This is a genomic window from Arthrobacter gallicola, assembly GCF_014836775.1.
Lineage (GTDB): Bacteria > Actinomycetota > Actinomycetes > Actinomycetales > Micrococcaceae > Arthrobacter_B > Arthrobacter_B gallicola.
In genome coordinates this window covers 1-19,311 of record NZ_JACSQD010000009.1, presented here as the reverse complement: position 1 = coordinate 19,311, position 19,311 = coordinate 1, and the positions used below count along the sequence as shown (strand labels likewise).

The 19,311-nt window shown below is 65.6% G+C and carries 15 protein-coding genes; 10 read left to right on the top strand and 5 right to left on the bottom strand.

All coding sequences use genetic code 11. The features are described 5' to 3' along the window. Positions 1–413: 413 nt before the first annotated feature. From H9639_RS16380 to metG, 7 genes are all read left to right on the top strand, one after another. The gene (locus H9639_RS16380; RefSeq protein WP_191809156.1) at positions 414–2,321 is read left to right on the top strand and encodes an acetolactate synthase large subunit; all 1,908 of its coding nucleotides are present in this window, start codon (positions 414–416) and stop codon (positions 2,319–2,321) included. 4 nt (positions 2,322–2,325) lie between these two features. Continuing rightward, positions 2,326–2,838 (top strand): acetolactate synthase small subunit, encoded by a 513-nt coding sequence (ilvN, locus tag H9639_RS16375; RefSeq protein ID WP_191747226.1) that lies wholly within the window; start codon positions 2,326–2,328, stop codon positions 2,836–2,838. A 46-nt stretch (positions 2,839–2,884) separates the two neighbouring features. Then, positions 2,885–3,910 (top strand): ketol-acid reductoisomerase, encoded by a 1,026-nt coding sequence (gene ilvC, locus H9639_RS16370; protein WP_191809155.1) that lies wholly within the window; start codon positions 2,885–2,887, stop codon positions 3,908–3,910. 157 nt (positions 3,911–4,067) lie between these two features. Then, positions 4,068–5,663, top strand: a complete 1,596-nt coding sequence (gene serA / locus H9639_RS16365) for a phosphoglycerate dehydrogenase (protein WP_191809154.1) — start codon at positions 4,068–4,070, stop codon at positions 5,661–5,663. 185 nt (positions 5,664–5,848) lie between these two features. After that, on the top strand, positions 5,849–6,574 hold the full coding sequence (locus tag H9639_RS16360) for an ABC transporter ATP-binding protein (RefSeq protein WP_191809153.1): 726 nt from the start codon (positions 5,849–5,851) through the stop codon (positions 6,572–6,574). Further along, the gene (locus tag H9639_RS16355; protein WP_191809152.1) at positions 6,571–7,932 is read left to right on the top strand and encodes an FtsX-like permease family protein; all 1,362 of its coding nucleotides are present in this window, start codon (positions 6,571–6,573) and stop codon (positions 7,930–7,932) included. Before H9639_RS16360 ends, H9639_RS16355 begins: the two co-directional genes overlap by 4 nt. A gap of 75 nt (positions 7,933–8,007) precedes the next feature. After that, complete coding sequence (gene metG / locus H9639_RS16350; protein ID WP_191809151.1) at positions 8,008–9,567, top strand: methionine--tRNA ligase; 1,560 nt, start codon at positions 8,008–8,010, stop codon at positions 9,565–9,567. A 97-nt stretch (positions 9,568–9,664) separates the two neighbouring features. On the opposite strand, the gene H9639_RS16345 is transcribed toward metG, so the two are convergent. From H9639_RS16345 to H9639_RS16325, 5 genes are all read right to left on the bottom strand, one after another. Then, entirely contained in the window at positions 9,665–10,174 is a 510-nt protein-coding gene (locus tag H9639_RS16345) for a hypothetical protein (RefSeq protein WP_191809150.1), read from the bottom strand. Between the two features lie 146 nt (positions 10,175–10,320). Then, entirely contained in the window at positions 10,321–12,831 is a 2,511-nt protein-coding gene (locus H9639_RS16340; protein WP_191809149.1) for an ABC transporter permease, read from the bottom strand. Positions 12,832–12,833: 2 nt separating this feature from the next. Further along, the gene (locus tag H9639_RS16335) at positions 12,834–13,604 is read right to left on the bottom strand and encodes an ABC transporter ATP-binding protein (protein ID WP_191809148.1); all 771 of its coding nucleotides are present in this window, start codon (positions 13,602–13,604) and stop codon (positions 12,834–12,836) included. Between the two features lie 147 nt (positions 13,605–13,751). Next, positions 13,752–14,474 carry a response regulator gene (locus H9639_RS16330; RefSeq protein ID WP_191809147.1) on the bottom strand — a complete coding sequence of 241 codons (723 nt, stop codon included), beginning with the start codon at positions 14,472–14,474 and terminating at the stop codon, positions 13,752–13,754. Between the two features lie 3 nt (positions 14,475–14,477). Further along, complete coding sequence (locus H9639_RS16325) at positions 14,478–15,725, bottom strand: sensor histidine kinase (protein WP_191809146.1); 1,248 nt, start codon at positions 15,723–15,725, stop codon at positions 14,478–14,480. Between the two features lie 196 nt (positions 15,726–15,921). Between H9639_RS16325 and H9639_RS16320 the strand changes: the two genes are divergently transcribed. The 3 genes from H9639_RS16320 to H9639_RS16310 all read left to right on the top strand — a co-directional run bounded on the left by H9639_RS16320 (position 15,922) and on the right by H9639_RS16310 (position 18,958). Further along, positions 15,922–16,986, top strand: a complete 1,065-nt coding sequence (locus tag H9639_RS16320; RefSeq protein WP_191809145.1) for a 3-isopropylmalate dehydrogenase — start codon at positions 15,922–15,924, stop codon at positions 16,984–16,986. A gap of 61 nt (positions 16,987–17,047) precedes the next feature. After that, the gene (locus H9639_RS16315) at positions 17,048–18,154 is read left to right on the top strand and encodes a branched-chain amino acid aminotransferase (protein ID WP_191809144.1); all 1,107 of its coding nucleotides are present in this window, start codon (positions 17,048–17,050) and stop codon (positions 18,152–18,154) included. A gap of 6 nt (positions 18,155–18,160) precedes the next feature. Further along, positions 18,161–18,958: an MBL fold metallo-hydrolase gene (locus tag H9639_RS16310; protein WP_191809143.1), complete on the top strand. Its 798-nt coding sequence runs from the start codon at positions 18,161–18,163 to the stop codon at positions 18,956–18,958. The last annotated feature ends 353 nt before the right edge of the window (positions 18,959–19,311 follow it).

Genomic DNA, 19,311 nt, shown 5'->3' with positions numbered 1-19,311 from the left:
GGCGCGGCGGCCGGCGGGGCCCCTTAGGCCTTTGCAGCCTTATTAAGCCCTGCCGCCTTCTGGGGGTGGGGCATAAAACCCGCTATCGCGGAAGGTCTGCCGCCTTTTGTAGGCGGGAGTGTCCAGAAGGTGGGATGGGTGTCCATATAATGAGACGGTAGGGCCTCCGGTTGACACTGTAACCGGGGGAGGGGAAGACTGATCAGTATGCAGATCGTAACCGTCGTCCTTACCAAGCGCGTGGCGTAACAGCCCGACTTGAAAAAGACGTCACGCGCGAACCCCTACGGAGCCAACAGGCACGAGGGGTTTTTTTATTGGCTTCAGAAAGTACAAAGGCCGCACCGGACCGACCGCCCGGGCAGCCGCCGCATCAGAACAACATGGATATGTATCCGCAAAGGAAGTTTCCGATGAGTAAGGGATCGCCAATCAGCCCGTCGCTGATGGCACAGAAGGCAGGCCCGGCCCGGTCCGTGCATGCCAAGAAACAAGATGCAGCATTCCCTGTAGCGGCCTCGGCTGAAGCCATGGACAACCGGGTCCAGGGTCCGAACAACGTAGTACCCCCAACCGAAATGACCGGTTCGCAGGCCATTGTCCGTTCGCTGGAAGAACTCGGAGTCGACGACGTCTTCGGTCTTCCCGGCGGCGCGATCCTGCCGACCTATGATCCGCTGATGGATTCCAAGAAGCTCCGGCACATCCTGGTCCGGCATGAACAGGGTGCCGGCCATGCAGCCGAAGGCTACGCCATGGTCACCGGCCGCGCTGGTGTCTGCATCGCCACCTCGGGACCCGGTGCCACCAACCTGGTCACCGCGATTGCTGATGCGCACATGGACTCCGTGCCCATGGTGGCTATCACCGGGCAGGTCTCGAGCACCGTTATCGGCTCGGACGCCTTCCAGGAAGCGGACATCGTCGGCATCACCATGCCGATCACCAAGCATTCCTACCTGGTAACCAACGCGGACGACATTCCCCGCGTCCTGGCCGAGGCCTTCCACATTGCCACCAGTGGACGTCCCGGCCCCGTCCTGGTGGACATCACCAAGGACGCCCAGCAGGGCCAGACCACCTTCTCCTGGCCGCCGAAGATCGACCTTCCGGGCTACCGCACGGTCGTGCGCGGACACTCCAAGCAGGTGCGGGAAGCATCCAGGCTAATCGCAGCTGCCCAGCGGCCGGTGTTCTACGTCGGCGGCGGTGTCCTGAAGGCCAACGCCTCGGCCGAGCTGCTGGAACTGGCGGAGCTGGTCGGAGCTCCCGTGGTGACCACCCTGATGGCCCGCGGTGTCTTCCCCGATTCCCACCCGCAGCATGTTGGCATGCCCGGTATGCACGGTTCGGTTTCCGCTGTGACCGCCCTGCAGCAGTCCGACCTGCTGATCACTCTCGGGGCCCGGTTCGATGACCGCGTCACCGGCGTGCTGAGCACCTTCGCGCCCAACGCCAAGGTCATCCACGCCGACATTGACCCCGCCGAGATTTCCAAGAACCGCACCGCGGACGTTCCGATTGTCGGTTCGGTCAAGGAGATCATCCCTGAACTCACCGAGGCCGTCCGCTCACAGTTCGAGTCCACCGGTGCCCCGGACATCGCTCCGTGGTGGTCCGTCATTTCCCGGCTGCGCGACACCTACCCCACCGGCTGGACCGAGCCCGAAGACGGGCACATCGCCCCTCAGCAGGTCATCGCGCGGATTGGTGAACTCACCGGTCCCGAGGGTGTCTACGTGGCCGGCGTGGGACAGCACCAGATGTGGACCGCACAGTTCATCAAATATGAGCGTCCCCGCGCCTGGCTGAACTCCGGCGGACTGGGCACCATGGGCTACTCCGTGCCTGCCGCCATGGGCGCCAAGGTTGGCAATCCGGACCGGGTGGTCTGGGCGATCGACGGCGATGGCTGCTTCCAGATGACCAACCAGGAGCTGGCGACCTGCCTGATCAACAACATCCCGATCAAGGTCGCAGTCATTAACAACTCCTCGCTGGGCATGGTGCGCCAGTGGCAGACACTCTTCTACGAGTCCCGCTACTCCAACACCGACCTCAACACCGGCCACGACACCGTCCGGGTCCCGGACTTCGTGAAGCTGGCAGACGCCTACGGCTGCGTGGGCCTGCGCTGCGAACGCGAAGAGGATATCGACGCCACCATCAAGCAGGCACTGGAAATCAACGACCGCCCCGTGGTCATCGATTTTGTGGTCAGCCGCGACTCCATGGTCTGGCCGATGGTCCCGACCGGGGTCAGCAACGACCTCATCCAGATTGCCCGCAATATGACGCCCACCTGGGAAGAGGAGGAGTAGGGATATGGCACGCCACACCCTTTCCGTGCTGGTCGAAGACGTCCCGGGTGTCCTGACCCGGGTAGCGTCGCTGTTTGCCCGCCGGGCCTTCAACATCAATTCTTTGGCTGTCGGACCATCGGAGGTTGCCGGGCTGTCCCGCATCACCGTGGTCGTCGAGGCCGAGGGTGATCTGCTCGAGCAGGTCACCAAGCAACTGAACAAGCTCGTCAACGTCATCAAAATCGTCGAGCTGGTTCCCGATTCCTCCGTGCAACGCGACCACATCTTGGTCAAGGTTCGCGCGGATGCCGCAACCCGGCTGCAGGTAACCCAGGCAGCCGAGCTGTTCCGTGCTTCAGTGGTAGATGTGTCCACCGACTCCCTGATCGTTGAAGCAACTGGCACCGCCGATAAGCTCAATGCACTGCTTTCAGTGCTGGAGCCCTTTGGCATCCGCGAAATTGTTCAATCCGGAACCCTGGCCGTTGGCCGCGGCGCGAAGTCCATGAGTGACCGCGCGCTGCGCAGCGCCTAGTTCCACCTCAAACCTTTATCCAAGAACCCAAACAGGAGATATTTCAGTGACTGACATGTATTACGACGACGACGCCGACCTGTCGATCATCCAGGGACGCAAAGTCGCCGTCATCGGCTACGGCAGCCAGGGCCACGCACACGCCCTCAGCCTGCGCGATTCCGGTGTTGATGTCCGCGTTGGCCTCAAGGAAGGCTCCAAGTCCCGCGCCAAGGCCGAAGCCGAAGGCCTGCGGGTCCTCAGCGTCGCCGAGGCCGTCGCCGAAGCCGACCTGATCATGGTGCTGACCCCGGACCAGGTCCAGCGCTTCGTGTACGCGGAGGAAATCGCCCCGAACATCAAGTCCGGCGACGCACTGTTCTTCGGCCACGGCTTCAACATCCGCTACGGCTACATCCAGCCGCCGGCCGACGTCGACGTTGCCCTCGTGGCACCCAAGGGCCCGGGCCACATCGTCCGCCGCGAATTCGAAGCCGGCCGCGGCGTTCCCGACCTGATCGCCGTCGAGCAGGATGCTTCGGGCAAGGCCAAGGACCTGGCGCTTTCCTACGCCAAGGCCATCGGCGGCACCCGGGCAGGCGTCATTGAGACCACCTTCACCGAAGAGACCGAAACGGACCTGTTCGGCGAGCAGGCTGTCCTCTGCGGCGGCGCTTCCCAGCTGATTCAGTACGGCTTCGAGACGCTGACCGAAGCCGGCTACAAGCCGGAGGTCGCGTACTTCGAGGTCCTGCACGAGCTCAAGCTGATCGTTGACCTGATGGTTGAAGGCGGCATCGCCAAGCAGCGCTGGAGCGTTTCCGACACCGCTGAGTACGGCGACTACGTCTCCGGCCCGCGCGTCATCACCCCCGAGGTGAAGGAAAACATGAAGGCTGTCCTCGCCGACATCCAGAACGGTGCCTTCGCCAAGCGCTTCATCGATGACCAGGATGCCGGAGCTCCGGAGTTCAAGGAACTGCGCCAGAAGGGTGAAGACCACCCGATCGAGGCCACCGGCCGCGAACTGCGCAAGCTCTTCTCCTGGATCAAGTCCGACGACGATTACACCGAAGGTTCCGTCGCACGCTAGTCACTGAGGTAACAAAGACGCGGATTCTCCGTGTCAATAACCGGCGCGCTAGGCTTAAAAAGCAAGCCGTTTCGGTAAGGAGGCCGGGCCCGGCAACGGGTCCGGCCTCCGGCGTGAATACCCAAACCACATCGACACACAGCTAAAGAGGTCATCGGTGACTGCCACCAAACCAGTAGTACTCCTCGCGGAGGAACTTTCGCCTGCCACGGTTGAGGCCCTCGGCCCCGATTTCGAGATTCGCCAAACCGACGGCGCTGACCGTTCCCAGCTGCTGTCCGCCATCGCAGATGTCGACGCCATCCTGGTCCGCTCAGCCACCCAGGTCGATGCCGAAGCCATTGCCGCCGCCAAGAAACTGAAGGTCATCGCCCGTGCGGGTGTAGGCCTGGACAACGTGGACATCCGGTCGGCGACCCAGGCCGGCGTTATGGTGGTGAACGCACCGACGTCGAACATCATCTCCGCCGCGGAGCTGACCGTGGGACACATCCTGTCCCTGGCCCGCCACATCCCGCAGGCCTCTGCCGCGCTCAAGGGCGGGGAGTGGAAGCGTTCCAAGTACACCGGCACTGAGCTCTTCGAGAAGAAGGTCGGCATCATCGGCCTGGGCCGCATCGGCGCCCTGGTGGCAGCCCGCGTGCAGGGCTTCGGCACCGAGGTCCTGGCCTACGACCCGTACATCACCTCCGCCCGCGCCGCCCAGCTGAACGTCAAGCTGGTCACCCTCGACGAGCTGCTGGAACAGTCGGACTTCGTCACCATCCACATGCCCAAGACTCCGGAAACCCTGGGCATGCTCGGCGCCGAGGCGTTCGAGAAGATGAAGGAAACGGCCTACGTGGTTAACGTGGCCCGCGGCGGCCTCGTGGATGAAGAGGCCCTGTACACGGCGCTCACCGAAGGCAAGATCGCCGGCGCCGGCGTCGACGTCTTCGTCAAGGAACCGAGCACCGACCTGCCGTTTATGTCCCTGGACAACGTCATCGTCACGCCGCACCTCGGTGCATCCACTGACGAGGCGCAGGAAAAGGCCGGCATCTCGGTCGCCAAGTCCGTCCGCCTGGCGCTGGCCGGCGAACTGGTGCCCGACGCCGTGAACGTTGCCGGCGGCGTCATTGCCGAAGATGTCCGCCCGGGCATCCCGCTGATCGAAAAGCTCGGACGCATCTTCACCGCCCTGGCCCACGATTCCATGACCGCCATCGACATCGAGGTGGCCGGCGAAATCGCGTCCCTGGATGTCAAGGCCCTGGAACTGGCCGCGCTGAAGGGTATCTTCACCGATATCGTCTCCGAGCAGGTCTCCTACGTGAACGCGCCGGTGCTGGCCGAGCAGCGCGGCATTGCCGTGCGGCTGATCACCACGCCGGACGTGGACGACTACCGCAACCTGCTGACCATCCGCGGCGCCCTCTCCGATGGCACGCAGCTGGAGGTGGCGGGCACCCTGACGGGTCCGAAGCAGATCCAGAAGCTCGTGGGCGTCAACGGCTACGATCTGGAAATCCCCATCAGCGAACACCTGCTGGTGCTGATCTACCAGGACCGCCCCGGCGTCATCGGCTCCCTTGGCCGGATCCTGGGCGAGAAGGACATCAACATCGCCGGTATGCAGGTGGCCCGGAATTCCGAGGGCGGCCAGGCGCTGTCCCTGCTGACCGTGGATTCCTCCGTCCCGCAGGATGTGCTGGAAACGCTGCGCGAGGCCATCGGCGCCTCCGTGGCCCGCGAAGTGGACCTGCAGGACTAATTCGCCCTGTTTTGAGGAAAGGCCGGTTCCGTACTGAGCAGTTCAGTCACACGGAGCCGGCCTTTCCTGCGTCCGGGGGAGTATGGCGGACGGCCTGATCTCCACCTGCAGTACGACGCCGTCGCTTCCCTGGTTCAGGCCGGAAGGCGATGTGCGGCAGGCTGACTCCGGGACACGATGGAGTCATGAGTGTATCCCTGCCCGGCCGGCCCCTGCTTGCCGCCGCCAACCTGACCAAGTCCTACGGAAATTCGACAGCACTGGCCGGTGTCAGCCTCGAGGTACGGCCCGGAGAGGCCACCGCAGTAATGGGTGCTTCCGGTTCAGGCAAGACCACCCTGTTGCACTGCCTGGCCGGCATCGTGCTCCCGGATGCAGGAGGCGTTCGTTACGCCGGGGCCGGGGCAGCACCGGCGGAAATCACCGCCCTGGATGACGAGGCCCGCTCAGCGCTGCGCCGCACTGAGTTTGGGTTCGTCTTCCAGCAGGGACTGCTGATCCCCGAACTGACCGCCGGAGAAAACGTAGCCTTGGCCCTCATGCTCAATGGAACCCCGCGCCCCACTGCCGAGCAGCAGGCTGCCACCGCCCTTGCCTCGCTGGGGCTGACCGGGATGGAAGGGCGCCGGATCGGTGAACTCTCCGGCGGACAGGCCCAGCGGGTGGCAATTGCCCGGGCACAGGTGAACGGAGCGCGGGTGCTGTTCGCCGACGAACCCACCGGGGCCCTGGACTCACGCACCTCCGCAGACGTGATGGCACTGCTGCTGCAGTCCGTCGCCGGAACCGGACGCGCACTGGTGGTGGTCACCCATGATCCCGAGGTTGCCCGCTGGTGCAGCCGGGTAGTCACGCTTGCGGACGGGCGGGTCATTGCTGATACCGCCGACACCGCCGGTGTAGCCCGATGAGTGCGTCCTCCGTCCTGACCCGTGCCGTGGACTCATCCCCGTGGGCCGTTCCGCTGCGGCTCACCTGGCTGCTGAACCGGCCCGGCACCTCCGGGTCTGCTGCGGCACTGCTGCCCGCAGCGTCCTTCGCCGTCGTCACTACGCTGCTGCTCACCGTGCTCGCCGGAGCCCTGTCCTTCACCCAGTGGGGAGACGACGAAGGATCCCTGTACCTGCTGCTCGCAGCCTTTGCCCTGATCCTGCTGGTCCTTCCACTCCTGACACTGGGCGGTTCAGCTGCCCGCCTGTCAGCCCGCCGCCGGGATGAACACCTCTCCACCCTCCGGCTGCTCGGCGCCTCCGCCCGGACAGTCCGGCAGGTAACCATCCTGGAAGCTGCTGCGCAGGCCCTCACCGGAGCCCTCGCCGGTGTGCTGGGCTACGTCGTGTTCGCACCGTTCGTGCAGCTCATCCAATTCCGCGGCGCTGCGCTGGGCAGCGCCTACTGGCTGCATCCGGCCGCCGCCGCGGCGGGCGTTGCCGCCGTTGTGGCCCTTGCGGTGACCAGCTCGGTCATCAGCCTTCGCCGCGTAGTCATTTCACCGCTGGGCGTGCGAACCCGCGCCGATGCGCAGAAAGTCCACTGGTCCCGGGCAGGCATCGCGGTGCTCATTGTGGTGTTCTGCGTGGCGGCGCTGCTGACTCCGGTCGGCGTGGCGGCGCTTGCCCTGGTCATCCTCTTCGGCGCCTTTGCGGGAGGACTCGCCGTCCTGAACCTGGTGGGGCCGTGGCTGGTGGCTCTTTCCGCGAAACGGCGCCTGCGGCGGGCGGCAACACCGCAGGCACTGCTCGCCGCCCGGATCGTACTGGATGCACCGAAGGCAGCCTGGCGCCAGGTCAGCGCACTTTCAATGGTCTGTTTCACCGCCGTCGTTGCCGGTGCCGGCGCTGCCCTGCTGCAGACCGCGCAGGCCGAGGGGCCGGAAGACTTCCTCCTCCAGGACATCATGACCGGAGTCTTCATCACCGTCATCGCCGGATTCCTGATGGTGGCCTGCTCAGCCGGCATCAACCAGGCAGCGACGGTCCTGGACCGGGCTGAGCTCTACCGCAGCCTGCACCGGATGGGGATGCCCCGGGAGGTTATTGACGGGGCGCGCACCGGCGCAGTGATGCAGCCGGTGGTGCTGGTGAGCGCCGCGTCCGCTGCCGTCTCTGCGGCCCTGATCTTCCCCGTTGTCGGTGCCGCCTTCGTCTTCAACCCGGTGGCCATGGGATTCCTGGCAGCCTCCGTTGCGGTGGGTATTGCGCTGGTGCGTGCCGGGCTGGCAGCCACCTCCCCGGTGCTTACATCGGTGCTGGAGCGGGACGCGCACTGACGCACGCTGCTTCGGGTTGGGGCAGAGCCCTGACCCGAAGCGACAAGCCGCTCCGAAACAGGGTAATTTTCTAGTGTGACTTCAACCGACTCCAAGACCCCGTTCTACATCACCACAGCCATCTCCTACCCCAACGGCCAACCGCACATCGGGCACGCCTATGAGCACATTGCCACTGACGCGATGGCGCGCTTCAAGCGGCTGGACGGTTACGACGTTTTCTTCATGACGGGTACGGACGAGCACGGGCTGAAGATGCAGCAGTCCGCGGACAAAGAAGGCATTACCGCCAAGGAGCTGGCGGACCGCAACTCCGCCGCCTTCAAGCAGATGGAAGCGGACATGGGCACTTCCTATGACCGTTTTATCCGCACCACGGACGCCGACCACTATGCCGCTGCCCAGGCCATCTGGAAGCGGATGGAGGAGAACGGCGACATCTACCTGTCGAAGTACTCCGGCTGGTACTCCGTCCGTGACGAGGCGTATTACAGCGAAGACGAGACCGAAGTCCGCGAAGACGGCGTTCGCTACTCCAAGGAAACCGATACCGAGGTGACCTGGACAGAGGAGGAGAGCTACTTCTTCCGCCTCTCCGCCTACCAGGACAAGCTCCTGGCCCTGTACGAGTCCCAGCCGGACTTCGCTGCACCGCGCTCCCGCTTCAACGAGGTCATCAGCTTCGTCAAGGGCGGACTTGAGGACCTGTCGATCTCCCGCACCACCTTCGACTGGGGCGTTCCGGTTCCCGGCAACCCTGACCACGTGATGTACGTGTGGGTGGACGCGCTGACCAACTACCTCACCGGCGTCGGCTTCCCGGATACCGAAAGCGAAACTTTCAAGAAGTACTGGCCGGCGGACGTGCATGTGATCGGCAAGGACATCTCCCGCTTCCATGCAATTTTCTGGCCGGCGTTCCTGATGTCCGCGAAGCTGGAACTGCCCAAGCGGATCATGATCCACGGTTTCCTGCACAACAAGGGCGTAAAGATGTCCAAGTCGCTGGGCAACGTGGTGGCGCCTAAGGACTGGGCTGACCAGTACGGACTGGACTCGGTCCGCTTCTTCCTGCTGCGCGAAGTGCCTTTCGGCGCCGACGGCTCCTACAACCATGAGGCAGTGGTGGGCCGCATGAACTCCGACCTCGCCAACAACCTGGGCAACCTCGCGCAGCGTTCCCTCTCCATGGTGGCCAAGAACTGCGCCGGCGCCGTTCCGCAGCCGGGGGAGTTCACCGCAGAGGACACAGCTCTGCTGGAGGCCGCCGGGAAGCTGCTGCAGGTTTCCCGCGAGGCCTATGACGCGCAGGATTTCCACGGTGCGCTTGAAGCCACCTGGAAGGTCCTCGGTGATACGAATGCCTACTTCGCCGAGCAGGCTCCGTGGGTGCTGCGGAAGACCGACGTCGAACGCATGAACACCGTGCTGTACGTGACGCTGGAAGTGCTGCGGATCGTCGCTATCCTTATCCAGCCGGTCATGCCCGGTAGCGCCGGCAAGCTGCTGGATGTGCTGGGCCAGCCCGACGGCGCGGCCCGGATGTTTGCCGCCCTCGGTACCCCGCTGGTTCCCGGCACCGCGCTGCCGGCTCCGGCGCCGATCTTCCCCAAGTACGAGGAGCCGGCGGAGTAGTTCCCGTCCCCGACGAGCGGAAGCCGACAAAGCAGAAGGTGGCCGGACAACCGGCCACCTTCTGCTTTTCGTTTCTGGGGCTACCCGGCAGGTCGGCCTAGGTGAGGAAGCGCGCCGGAGCGGTGTCTTCCATGACCTTGGCAACAGCCTCCTGCTGCTTCTGGGCCATGTGCAGCAGTTCACGGATCCGCGGGGCATGGAAGCGGTGGTCGTGGGCGGAGAGGACCAGCAGCGTGCGCCACAGGCATTCCTTCGCCCGCACAATGGACTGCAGCGTTTCGAGTTCCAGCTGGCCGGAGGTCCCGGAACCGGTGCTCAGCGGGTTGACCGGGCCGGCGCGTCCCACCAGGGCTCCCGCCCATGCCAGCGCCATCTTGATCCGGCTGCGCTGGTAGCCGAGGGCCAGGATGAGGGTCTCCAACTCGTCCCGCTCGTCGGAGATCTCTTCGGTGAGGTGGGCGAAGACGCCCTCATGCTCTGTGCCTTCCCACGTCCGGCGGGCTGCTTTGAAAAGGCGCACCCCGGTCTCCGCACCCAGCAGATGGTCATCCAAGTAGGCGGCCAGTGACTCATGGCGCGGTGTCCGGCCGGATCCTGTCTGGGGCATTGGGGCTCCTTCTCTGCTCCGTACGCGGCGCGCTGCGCCGGCATGTTGTCAGTATGCTTTGTATCTTTGCAGATCCGACGCACAAAGCGCGAGGCAGCATCCCTATCGGATGCTGCCCCGCGCCCGCTGGATGTGGCCTGGGAGCGTTAGTCCGCGGCCAGCCCTGCCACGGGGGAGAGGCGGGCTGCCCGGCGGGCCGGGAGCAGGGATGCCCCCAGCCCGGCCACCAGGGCGACCGCGAGCACTCCGCCCAGCTGGGCCCACGGCAGGGCCGGGACCACGTTGGCGAAGGAACCGAGCGCGGACTGGGCGCCAAGCCAGCCGTACACCGCTCCGAGGGCGATCCCGAACAGTGCGGCAACGCCGGCAATCAGGACTGCTTCCAGTGCCAGCATGCCGCGCAGCTGGCGTTTGGTCAGCCCGAGGGCCCGCAGCAGTGAGGATTCCCGGGTACGTTCCAGGACCGAGAGGGAGAGTGTGTTTGCGACGCCCACCAGGGCAATCACGACGGCGACTCCCAGCAGCCCGGTCACCACCATCAGCAGGACGTCGATCACCTGTTCGAAGGCGGCACGCTCAATGACGGAACCCGTGATCTGGTAATCCTCGATGTTCAATGCCTCGGCCAGGCCCGACTGGAGATCCAGGATTCCGGAAGTGTTCAGGCCGTCTGCGACGGACAGCCACAGCATCGGCTGCGCCTGGAACTGTTCCGGTGCCTGCTGGTCCGGAACCCCGCCCAGCGTCCGGGCTGTCTCGGCCGAGACCAGTGCGGGGAAATACCGGCTGCTGGACGTCACAACGTCCAGCTCCAGGTCCCCGGAGGCTCCCCGCACGGTGACGGTTTTAGCCTCCGTCCCCTGGGGCATCATGATGGTGCCTTCCCCCGGGACCATTGACGCGTCCTGCAGCACGGGACTGTCCGCAGCATCGAGGGCGTAGACAGGGATCTCTTCCTCGCCGCCGGCAAGCCCGGCGAGGGGCAGGAAGGCGGCCCGGTCCACGTTCGCGACGGCCGCAGCGGCAGCGGCGTCCTTCCCGGTAAAGGGCGACTCGACGGGAATGGCTCCGCGGATGGTGACGTCCACCGGGAACTCGCCGGCCAGTGTGTCGTCGAAGGCGTTTCGCGCCGTGGCTGCGCCGGTCATCATCATCACGACCAGGGTGACTCCGATCAGCAGGGCCGACGCCGTTGCCGACGTCCGCTGGGGATTCCGCACTGCGTTCACCGCCGCAAGCTTGCCGGGAACACCGAGTGGGGAGGCCAGGAAGCCGACGGCACGGACCAGGGGCGGAATGAAGAGCGTGGAGCACATCAGGATGCCGACGAAGCTGAGGATTCCGCCCGGAAGGGCAATGAGCAGGTCTCCGTCATAGGCGCCGAAGGCCAGCAGTGCAGCACCGGCCGCCGCCAGCACCAGCCCCGCGGCAAGCCGGACACGTCCCTTGCGGGTACCGGCGCGGACTTCTTCGGCCGGGCGCAGGGCGGCCAGCGGTGCCACGGCCGTGGCCGCGCGGGCGGGCACCAGCGCCGCAAGGACGGTGAGGATGACACCGGCAGCCATGCCTGCCACGACCGCCAGGGGCGGAACGTCCAGGGTGGCGAAGCCGCTTTCCGGAAGCGCTTGGAGGTAGGCAATGATTGCGGCCACCAGGCCCACCGCCGCCAGCACGCCGGCAATGGAGGAAACAACGCCCACCAGCAGCGCTTCGACGAGCACGGAACGGCGGATCTGCGACCGGCCGGCGCCAATGCACCGCAGCAGGGCCAGCTCACGGGTGCGCTGCGCCACCAGCACGGAGAAGGTGTTGGAGACCACCAGGGCGCAGACCAGGAGGGCAACTGTGGCGAAGGCGAGCAGGATTACGGTCAGGCTGTCCTGGCCGCCCGTGAAGCCAGCCATAAGTTCGGTGGTCTGCTCTTCCACGGTGCGCACTGTCACGGCACGGATTCCCGCGTCGGCAATCGCCTCCGTCAGTGCGGTCTGGACCTCCTGTACCGACGCGCCCTCTGCCAGGGCAAGCTGGATCGAGTCGTAGCCGAAGCCGGTAGTGGCAAAGGGGGCAGCTGTCTGGTCAACTGCGTAAAGCTGGGCGTTGCCCATCATGCTTGGATTGGACGACGCTTCAACAATTGCCGTCACCGTGAGGGGAGTTTCGGCTCCCGCCAGGTCATCTGCGGACATGACGGGGAGCACCGAACCAAGGTCAATGCCCCGGCGGTCGGCGGTCTGCTTGTCGATGGCTACGTCCCCGGCGGCGGCGGGAAGGCTGCCCTTGACCACCGCCACGGGCAGCAGCGATTCATCCGCCGGAATGTTGGTCAGCACCGCGTAGGACGTTCCCCGTCCGTCCCGTACGGCTACGGAGCTGGCGAGCACGGTGTAGGTGTCTGCGACCCCGTCCATGCCGCGGGCAAGGTCAGCGGTCTTTTCGTCGAGGACGGCGAAGGTCCCTGACTCGTCGTCGTAGCCTGCCGAAACCACCAGGTCGGCGTTCTGGAAGCTCTGCCCCACGCTCTGGGTGAGCGAGGCTTTGGAGGAGGCATTGATGATGAGGGTGGCAGTGAGGAAGCCGACGGCGATCAGCACGGCCACTCCGACGGCGATGAAACGGCGGGCATTTAGGCGCACCTGCGCCAGGGCTACCTGCAGCACTGTTATGCCCCCAGCTTTGTCAGGGCCGCCAGCACGCTCTCAGGGGTGGGATTGGAAAGCTCGCCCACCAGTGCGCCGTCGTTCATCAGCACCACGCGGTCCGCGTAGGAGGCAGCCACCGGATCGTGGGTGACCATGATGATGCTCTGGCCCATCTCGCGGGAGGAGCGGCGCAGCAGCGAGAGCACCTCCGCACCCGAACGGGAATCGAGGTTGCCGGTGGGCTCGTCGCCGAAGATAACGTGTGGGCGGGTCAGCAGGGCACGGGCGACGGCGACGCGCTGCTGCTGGCCTCCGGAGAGTTCGTGGGGGCGGTGCTTGAGCCGGCCTTCGAGGCCCAGGGTGCGGGTGATCTCGGCGAGCCATGCGGTATCCACCTTGCCGTTGGCCAGGGATACCGGGAGGGTGATGTTCTGCTCGGCGGTGAGCGTGGGGACGAGGTTGAAGGACTGGAACACAAATCCCACGCTGTCGCGGCGCAGGCGGGTGACGTCGGCGTCGTTCAGTCCGGTGATTTCGGCACCGCCGATCCAGATCTGGCCGGAGTCTGCGGAGTCGAGCCCTGCCAGGCAATGCATCAGGGTGGACTTGCCGGACCCCGAGGGGCCCATGATCGCGGTGAAGGTTCCGGCCTCGAAGCTGACGTCGACGCTGCGGAGGGCGTGGACGGCGGTGTCGCCCTTGCCGTACGTCTTGTTCAGGGCCTGTGCCGCTGCGGCAGCAGTGCTGCTGCCGCGTCCGGGCACAGCGTTTTGCTCAGTAAGGGTTGTCATACCCCCAAACCTATTTTGCCGCCCCCGTCCGGCACATCGGAGGACGGGCGGGGATCCCGCCCTGTCCTCTCATACCGTGGGTGGAACCGGACCGGCCAGCCGGTAGGACTCCAGCAGCAGCTCCTGCGGCCGGAGACCTGGTTAGGTCTAGGGGGCGACGATACCGGTTTCATAGGCGATCACAACCGCCTGTACCCGGTCACGGGCGCCGAGCTTGGCAAGAATGTGGCCAACGTGGGTTTTCACGGTGGCCTCGGAGAGGAAGAGCTTTGCTGCGATCTCAGGGTTGGAGAGCCCGGCGGCGATCAGCGTGAAGACCTCGCGCTCGCGGGGAGTCAGGGTCTCCACGCTGGCGGCATGCCGGCTGACTTCCGGGGTGGGCTCGCGCAGCATGGGTGCCACGTGGTCCAGCAGCCGGCGGGTGGTCGACGGCGCGATCACGGCGTCGCCGCGGTACACGGTGCGGATGGCCTCGAGCAGTTCCTCGGGCGGGGCGTCCTTGAGCAGGAAGCCGCTGGCCCCGGCACGGATAGCGGAGAGCGCATATTCATCCAGGTCAAAGGTGGTCAGAACGACTACTTTGACGTCCGCCCTGCGGGACCCGGCCTGCTCCAGGATCCGGGCGGTTGCTTCGATGCCGTCCATGCCGGGCATCCGGACGTCCATCAGCACGACGTCGGCGGGGGCCTGCGAGAGCACACGGACAGCTTCGGCCCCGTTGCCGGCCTCGGCGGTCACCGTGAGGTCCGGCTGCGAATTGATCAGCATCTTGAAGCCGCCGCGGACCAGCTGCTGGTCATCGACAAGCGCAACCCGGATAGGCGGGGCCGAAGGGGTCTCCCCGGTAATGCCGGGGGAGGGGGCGGTCATGCGTTAGGCCTCCGTGTAGGGGATGAATGCGGCGACTTGGAATCCGCCGCCCAGGGCGGGAGCGGCTTCCAGAGTTCCATCGTAGAGCGCCACGCGCTCCTTCATGCCGATGATGCCCTGGCCCGCGCCCGGGGTGCGGGCGGCGCCGTCGCGCGGGCTGCCGCCGTCGTGCCGCGGATCCGCCCCGGCTCCCCGCCCGTCATCGGTCACCGTGATGCCCAGTCCGCCCGGCGTCCAGTTGAGGTCCACTGTGGCGCGCGCCTGCGGACCGGCGTGCTTGAGCACGTTCGTGAGGGCTTCCTGCACTACCCGGTAGGCCGTGAGCTCGGCGCCGGCTGGCAGGGCACGCCGCATCGTCCCGGTGGTGAGCACCTGGGCGTCCAGGCCGGCCCGTTTGACGCCCTCCACCAGGTCGCCAATGTCCGCAAGTGAGGGCAGTGGACGGGTGGACGCGCCGTCGTCACCGCGCAGGACGCCGAGAAGGCGCCGCATTTCCCGCAGCGATCCGCGGCCGGTCTCGGCAATGGTGCCGAGCGTCGCCGTCGCGATTTCCGGGTCCTGGGCGCTCGCATACCTTGCGCCGTCCGCTTGGGTGATGATCACCGACAGTGAATGGGCAACGATGTCGTGCATTTCCCGGGCGATGTGCGTGCGTTCATCCGCCGCGGCCAGGTCCCGTTCCTGCTGGCGCTCCACTTCGAGCCGGCGGGCCCGGTCGCGGAGGGATTCCATGGCCAGGCGGCGGGTCCGGGCCAGGTCACCGAAGGTCCAGCAGACAAGGACCACGGCTTCAACAGCGACGAGCGCGATGAGCCAGAAGCCGATCATCCCCGTCGGCGGATTCTGGGCGTAGGTCTGGAGAGCGGGAAGGGCCAGATACTGGAAGATCACCAGAACGCCGCCAACCAAGGCGAGGGCCAATCCGCCCAGGCTGGCCCAGCGCGGGGCGTAGGCGGCCAGCGCATGCACCATCACCAGGACGAAGAAATCCGCCGGCAGCCCCGTCACCGGAACCAGGGGGAGCTGGATCAGGCAGGCTGCCGCCATCACGGCCGCAGCCGGAACCGGCCGGGTACGCCGCCAGGCCAGCGGCAGGCAGATTGCGGCAGAGAGCAGAAACTCGACCGCGGTCCCGGGCCCGCTGAGCAGCAAAGGAAACGCGAAGAACAGTGCGGCCAGCAGGGCACCGGCGAGGTCAACCTTGAACGGGTTGGCCTGTGTCCAGGCATAGAGGCGTTGGTGCAGCAGCATGGACAACAACTCTAGGGCCCGGTGACATACGGGCGCGTCATGCCGTGGGCTGAGCTTCCAGGCAGGGAGCTGGCAGGGCTAGAAGGACCGGGGGAGGCACCCGCTACCGGGGCCTTCCTGACGCCGCACCGCCGTCGTCGTCTCACTATGTGATACGTGTTGACCGCTATATGGACACACTTCCTAGACTTACCCCATGAGTGAAGCAGCGTCGAAAGTCATCTCCCTGGCCGTTATTCCCGGCGACGGAATCGGTCCCGAAGTAACGGCCGAGGCCGTGAAGGTACTGACGGCGGTGACGAAAGACAGCCCGGCGAGCTTCGACCTCACCGAATACTCCCTCGGCGCAGAGCACTGGCTGCAGACCGGCGAAACCCTGCCGGAGGAAACCCTGGCGGCCATCAAGGGGCACGACGCCATCCTCTTCGGTGCGGTCGGCGCGGCCCCCGGAGACACCGCCATCCCGTCCGGCCTGATCGAGCGGGAACTGCTGTTGAAGCTGCGCTTCAACCTGGATCACTTCGTGAACCTGCGGCCCTCGAAGCTCTTTCCCGGCGTGGCCAGCCCGCTGGCGAATCCCGGCGACATCGACTTCATTGTTGTCCGCGAAGGCACCGAAGGACCGTACGTCGGCAACGGCGGATCACTGCGCACCGGCACTGCGCACGAAATCGCCACCGAGGTTTCCCTGAACACGGCCTACGGCGTCGAGCGCGTGGTGCGGGATGCCTTCCGCCGCGCCAATGACCGGCCGCGCAAAAAGCTGACCCTGGTGCACAAGCACAACGTCCTGGTGTACGCCGGCAAGCTGTGGAAGCGCATCGTGGACGAGGTTGCCCCGGAATTTCCGAACGTGGCGGTGGACTATCTGCACGTTGATGCGGCGACGATCTTCCTGACCACTGACCCGTCCCGGTTCGACGTCATCGTCACCGACAACCTTTTCGGCGACATCCTGACCGACCTCGCCGCCGCGGTCACCGGCGGAATCGGCCTGGCAGCCTCCGGCAACATCAACATGGAAGGCACCTTCCCCTCGATGTTCGAGCCGGTCCACGGCTCCGCCCCGGACATCGCCGGGCAGCAGAAAGCCGACCCGACGGCGGCCATTCTCTCGGCCGCGCTCCTGCTGCACCACCTGGGTTTCCACGCCGAAGCCGAACGCGTGGAACAGGCAGTGGAGGCCGACGTCGCAGGCCGCAGCGGTCAGGCACGCAAAACGGCGGAAATCGGCGATGCGATCGCCGCGGCAGTGTCATAAGCTCAACAGTGACCCAATCAATCGGAAAGAGAACGGCTGGCCCGTTCACCGTGGAGGAATAATGTCTGTCAGCGCTCTGGAATTCACCCAGAAGCTATCCACCCAGCGCAAGTCCGAGGAGGAACGCGCACGGATTCTCGCGGATCCGGGATTCGGAAACCACTTCACGGACCACACCGCCGTCATTGATTACCGCGCTGGAGAGACCGGTGAAGGCCAGTGGCAGGACGCCCGCATCGAGCCCTATGGTCCGATCGCGATGGACCCGGCCGCTGGTGTCCTGCACTACGGCCAGGAGATTTTTGAAGGCCTCAAGGCCTACCGCCACCAGGACGGCTCCATCTGGACCTTCCGCCCGGAGGCTAACGCGGCCCGCCTCAACACCTCGGCCCGCCGGCTTGCACTGCCCGAACTGCCTGAGGAACTGTTCCTGGAGTCCCTGCGCCAGCTGGTCGCCGTCGACCGGAACTGGGTGCCTGCCGGGGACGGGGAATCCCTGTATCTGCGTCCGTTCATGATCGCCACCGAACCGTTCCTGGGTGTCCGCCCGGCCCGCGAAGTCTCTTACCGCGTCATCGCCTCGCCCGCCGGCAACTACTTCGGCGGGGAACTGAAGCCCGTATCCATCTGGCTCTCCACCAAGTACGCACGCGCGGGCCGCGGCGGAACCGGCGAAGCCAAGTGCGGCGGCAACTACGCAGCCTCCCTCATTGCGCAGATGGAAGGCGAAGCCAACGGCTGCAAGCAGGTCCTCTTCCTGGACGAGTTCAACGACAACGCCGTGGAGGAACTTGGCGGCATGAACGTGTTCTTCGTTTTCAAGGACGGACGGCTCGTTACGCCCGCACTGTCCGGAACCATCCTGCACGGAGTGACACGCAATTCCGTGCTTCAGCTTGGCCGCGACCGCGGGATGCAGGTCGAAGAACGCAAGATCACGCTTGATGAATGGCGCGACGGCGTTGCCTCCGGCGAGATCACCGAAGTTTTCGCCTGCGGTACTGCCGCCGTGATCACACCGGTCGGCGAGCTGAAGTCGGAAACCGAAACCATCGGGTCCCCGGAAGCCGCGGCAGGGGAAGTCACCATGTCCATCCGCCAGGAGCTCCTGGGGATCCAGACCGGAGCCGTGGAGGACACCCGCGGCTGGCTGACCCGGCTGGCGTAACCGACCATGACTGAATCGGCACAGCCGGCACCGGGGCAGCTGGTGCGCAGTTCTCCGCTTACCCGGTACCGGCTGGCCGACAACCCCGGGCCCATGAGCCTGGATGGCACGAAGAGCTACCTTATTGCTGCCGTGGACGGCGGCCCGACGGTGGTGGTTGATCCGGGCCCCGTGCAGGAGGAACACCTCGCGGCGCTGGCCGCTGAAGGCGAGATCGCCCTCATCCTGATCACGCACCGGCACCCGGACCATACTGAAGGTGCTGAGCAGCTGCACCGGCTCACCGGTGCGCCTGTCCGCGCCATGGACCCGGCATTCTGCTTCGGCGGAGAAAAACTGGCCGACGGCGAGACCATCAACGCTGGCGGCACACAGATCCAGGTGCTGGCAACCCCGGGGCATACCTCCGACTCGGTGTGCTTCTACCTCCCCGGCGACGGCACAAACGGTTCGGTTCTCACCGGGGACACCATCCTGGGCAGGGGGACCACCGTGCTGGACTACCCGGACGGAACCCTCGTGGACTTTATGGCGAGCCTGGACAAACTCGGCAAGCTGGGACCGGCTACCGTGCTGCCGGCCCACGGCCCGGATCTGGAGAACCTGGAGTCTGTGGTTCTGACCTACCGTGACCACCGGGATGAACGGCTGGCACAGATCCGCTCGGCACTGGAACAGCTGGGGGAGGGCGCTGCGGTTCAGGACGTGACCGATGCCGTTTATGCAGACGTACCCGCCTCCGTGCGCCCCGCAGCTGAGCTTTCGGTGGCAGCGCAGCTGGAGTATCTGCGCGTCAGCGGCTGAATCCGCCCCGTGTGAGGACCGGCACGGGCTCTCGGGTTGCATCCGGAGCACGGTATCTCCCTACAATGGATCTGTGCTCCTCACCGGCCGGGCTGGTTCCGGAACGGGGAGGGCACCCACCGAAGGCGGTTTGCACGGTGTGGGGCATCACAGTCCCGCCGAGTTGCAGGAACCGGCCGGGGTGTGGCAAGATAAACGAGTTGCCGCCGACCAGAACAGGTCGGAACGGAAACCAAACCCACACAAACAAACGGAGAAACTCCGGTGCTTTAGTGTGGTTCGGACAGCCGGTTTGAACGGTTCGGAACGATTTCCACGGAAATCCGCCGAATTGCAAAAACCGGAAAGATGAA

Coding starts and splice junctions, on each gene's coding strand:
- H9639_RS16380 (WP_191809156.1), top strand. CDS start 414: ATGAGTAAGGGATCGCCAATCAGCCCGTCGCTGATGGCACAGAAGGCA.
- ilvN (WP_191747226.1), top strand. CDS start 2,326: ATGGCACGCCACACCCTTTCCGTGCTGGTCGAAGACGTCCCGGGTGTC.
- H9639_RS16360 (WP_191809153.1), top strand. CDS start 5,849: ATGAGTGTATCCCTGCCCGGCCGGCCCCTGCTTGCCGCCGCCAACCTG.
- H9639_RS16355 (WP_191809152.1), top strand. CDS start 6,571: ATGAGTGCGTCCTCCGTCCTGACCCGTGCCGTGGACTCATCCCCGTGG.
- H9639_RS16345 (WP_191809150.1), bottom strand. CDS start 10,174: ATGCCCCAGACAGGATCCGGCCGGACACCGCGCCATGAGTCACTGGCC.
- H9639_RS16335 (WP_191809148.1), bottom strand. CDS start 13,604: ATGACAACCCTTACTGAGCAAAACGCTGTGCCCGGACGCGGCAGCAGC.
- H9639_RS16330 (WP_191809147.1), bottom strand. CDS start 14,474: ATGACCGCCCCCTCCCCCGGCATTACCGGGGAGACCCCTTCGGCCCCG.
- H9639_RS16325 (WP_191809146.1), bottom strand. CDS start 15,725: ATGCTGCTGCACCAACGCCTCTATGCCTGGACACAGGCCAACCCGTTC.
- H9639_RS16320 (WP_191809145.1), top strand. CDS start 15,922: ATGAGTGAAGCAGCGTCGAAAGTCATCTCCCTGGCCGTTATTCCCGGC.
- H9639_RS16315 (WP_191809144.1), top strand. CDS start 17,048: ATGTCTGTCAGCGCTCTGGAATTCACCCAGAAGCTATCCACCCAGCGC.
- H9639_RS16310 (WP_191809143.1), top strand. CDS start 18,161: ATGACTGAATCGGCACAGCCGGCACCGGGGCAGCTGGTGCGCAGTTCT.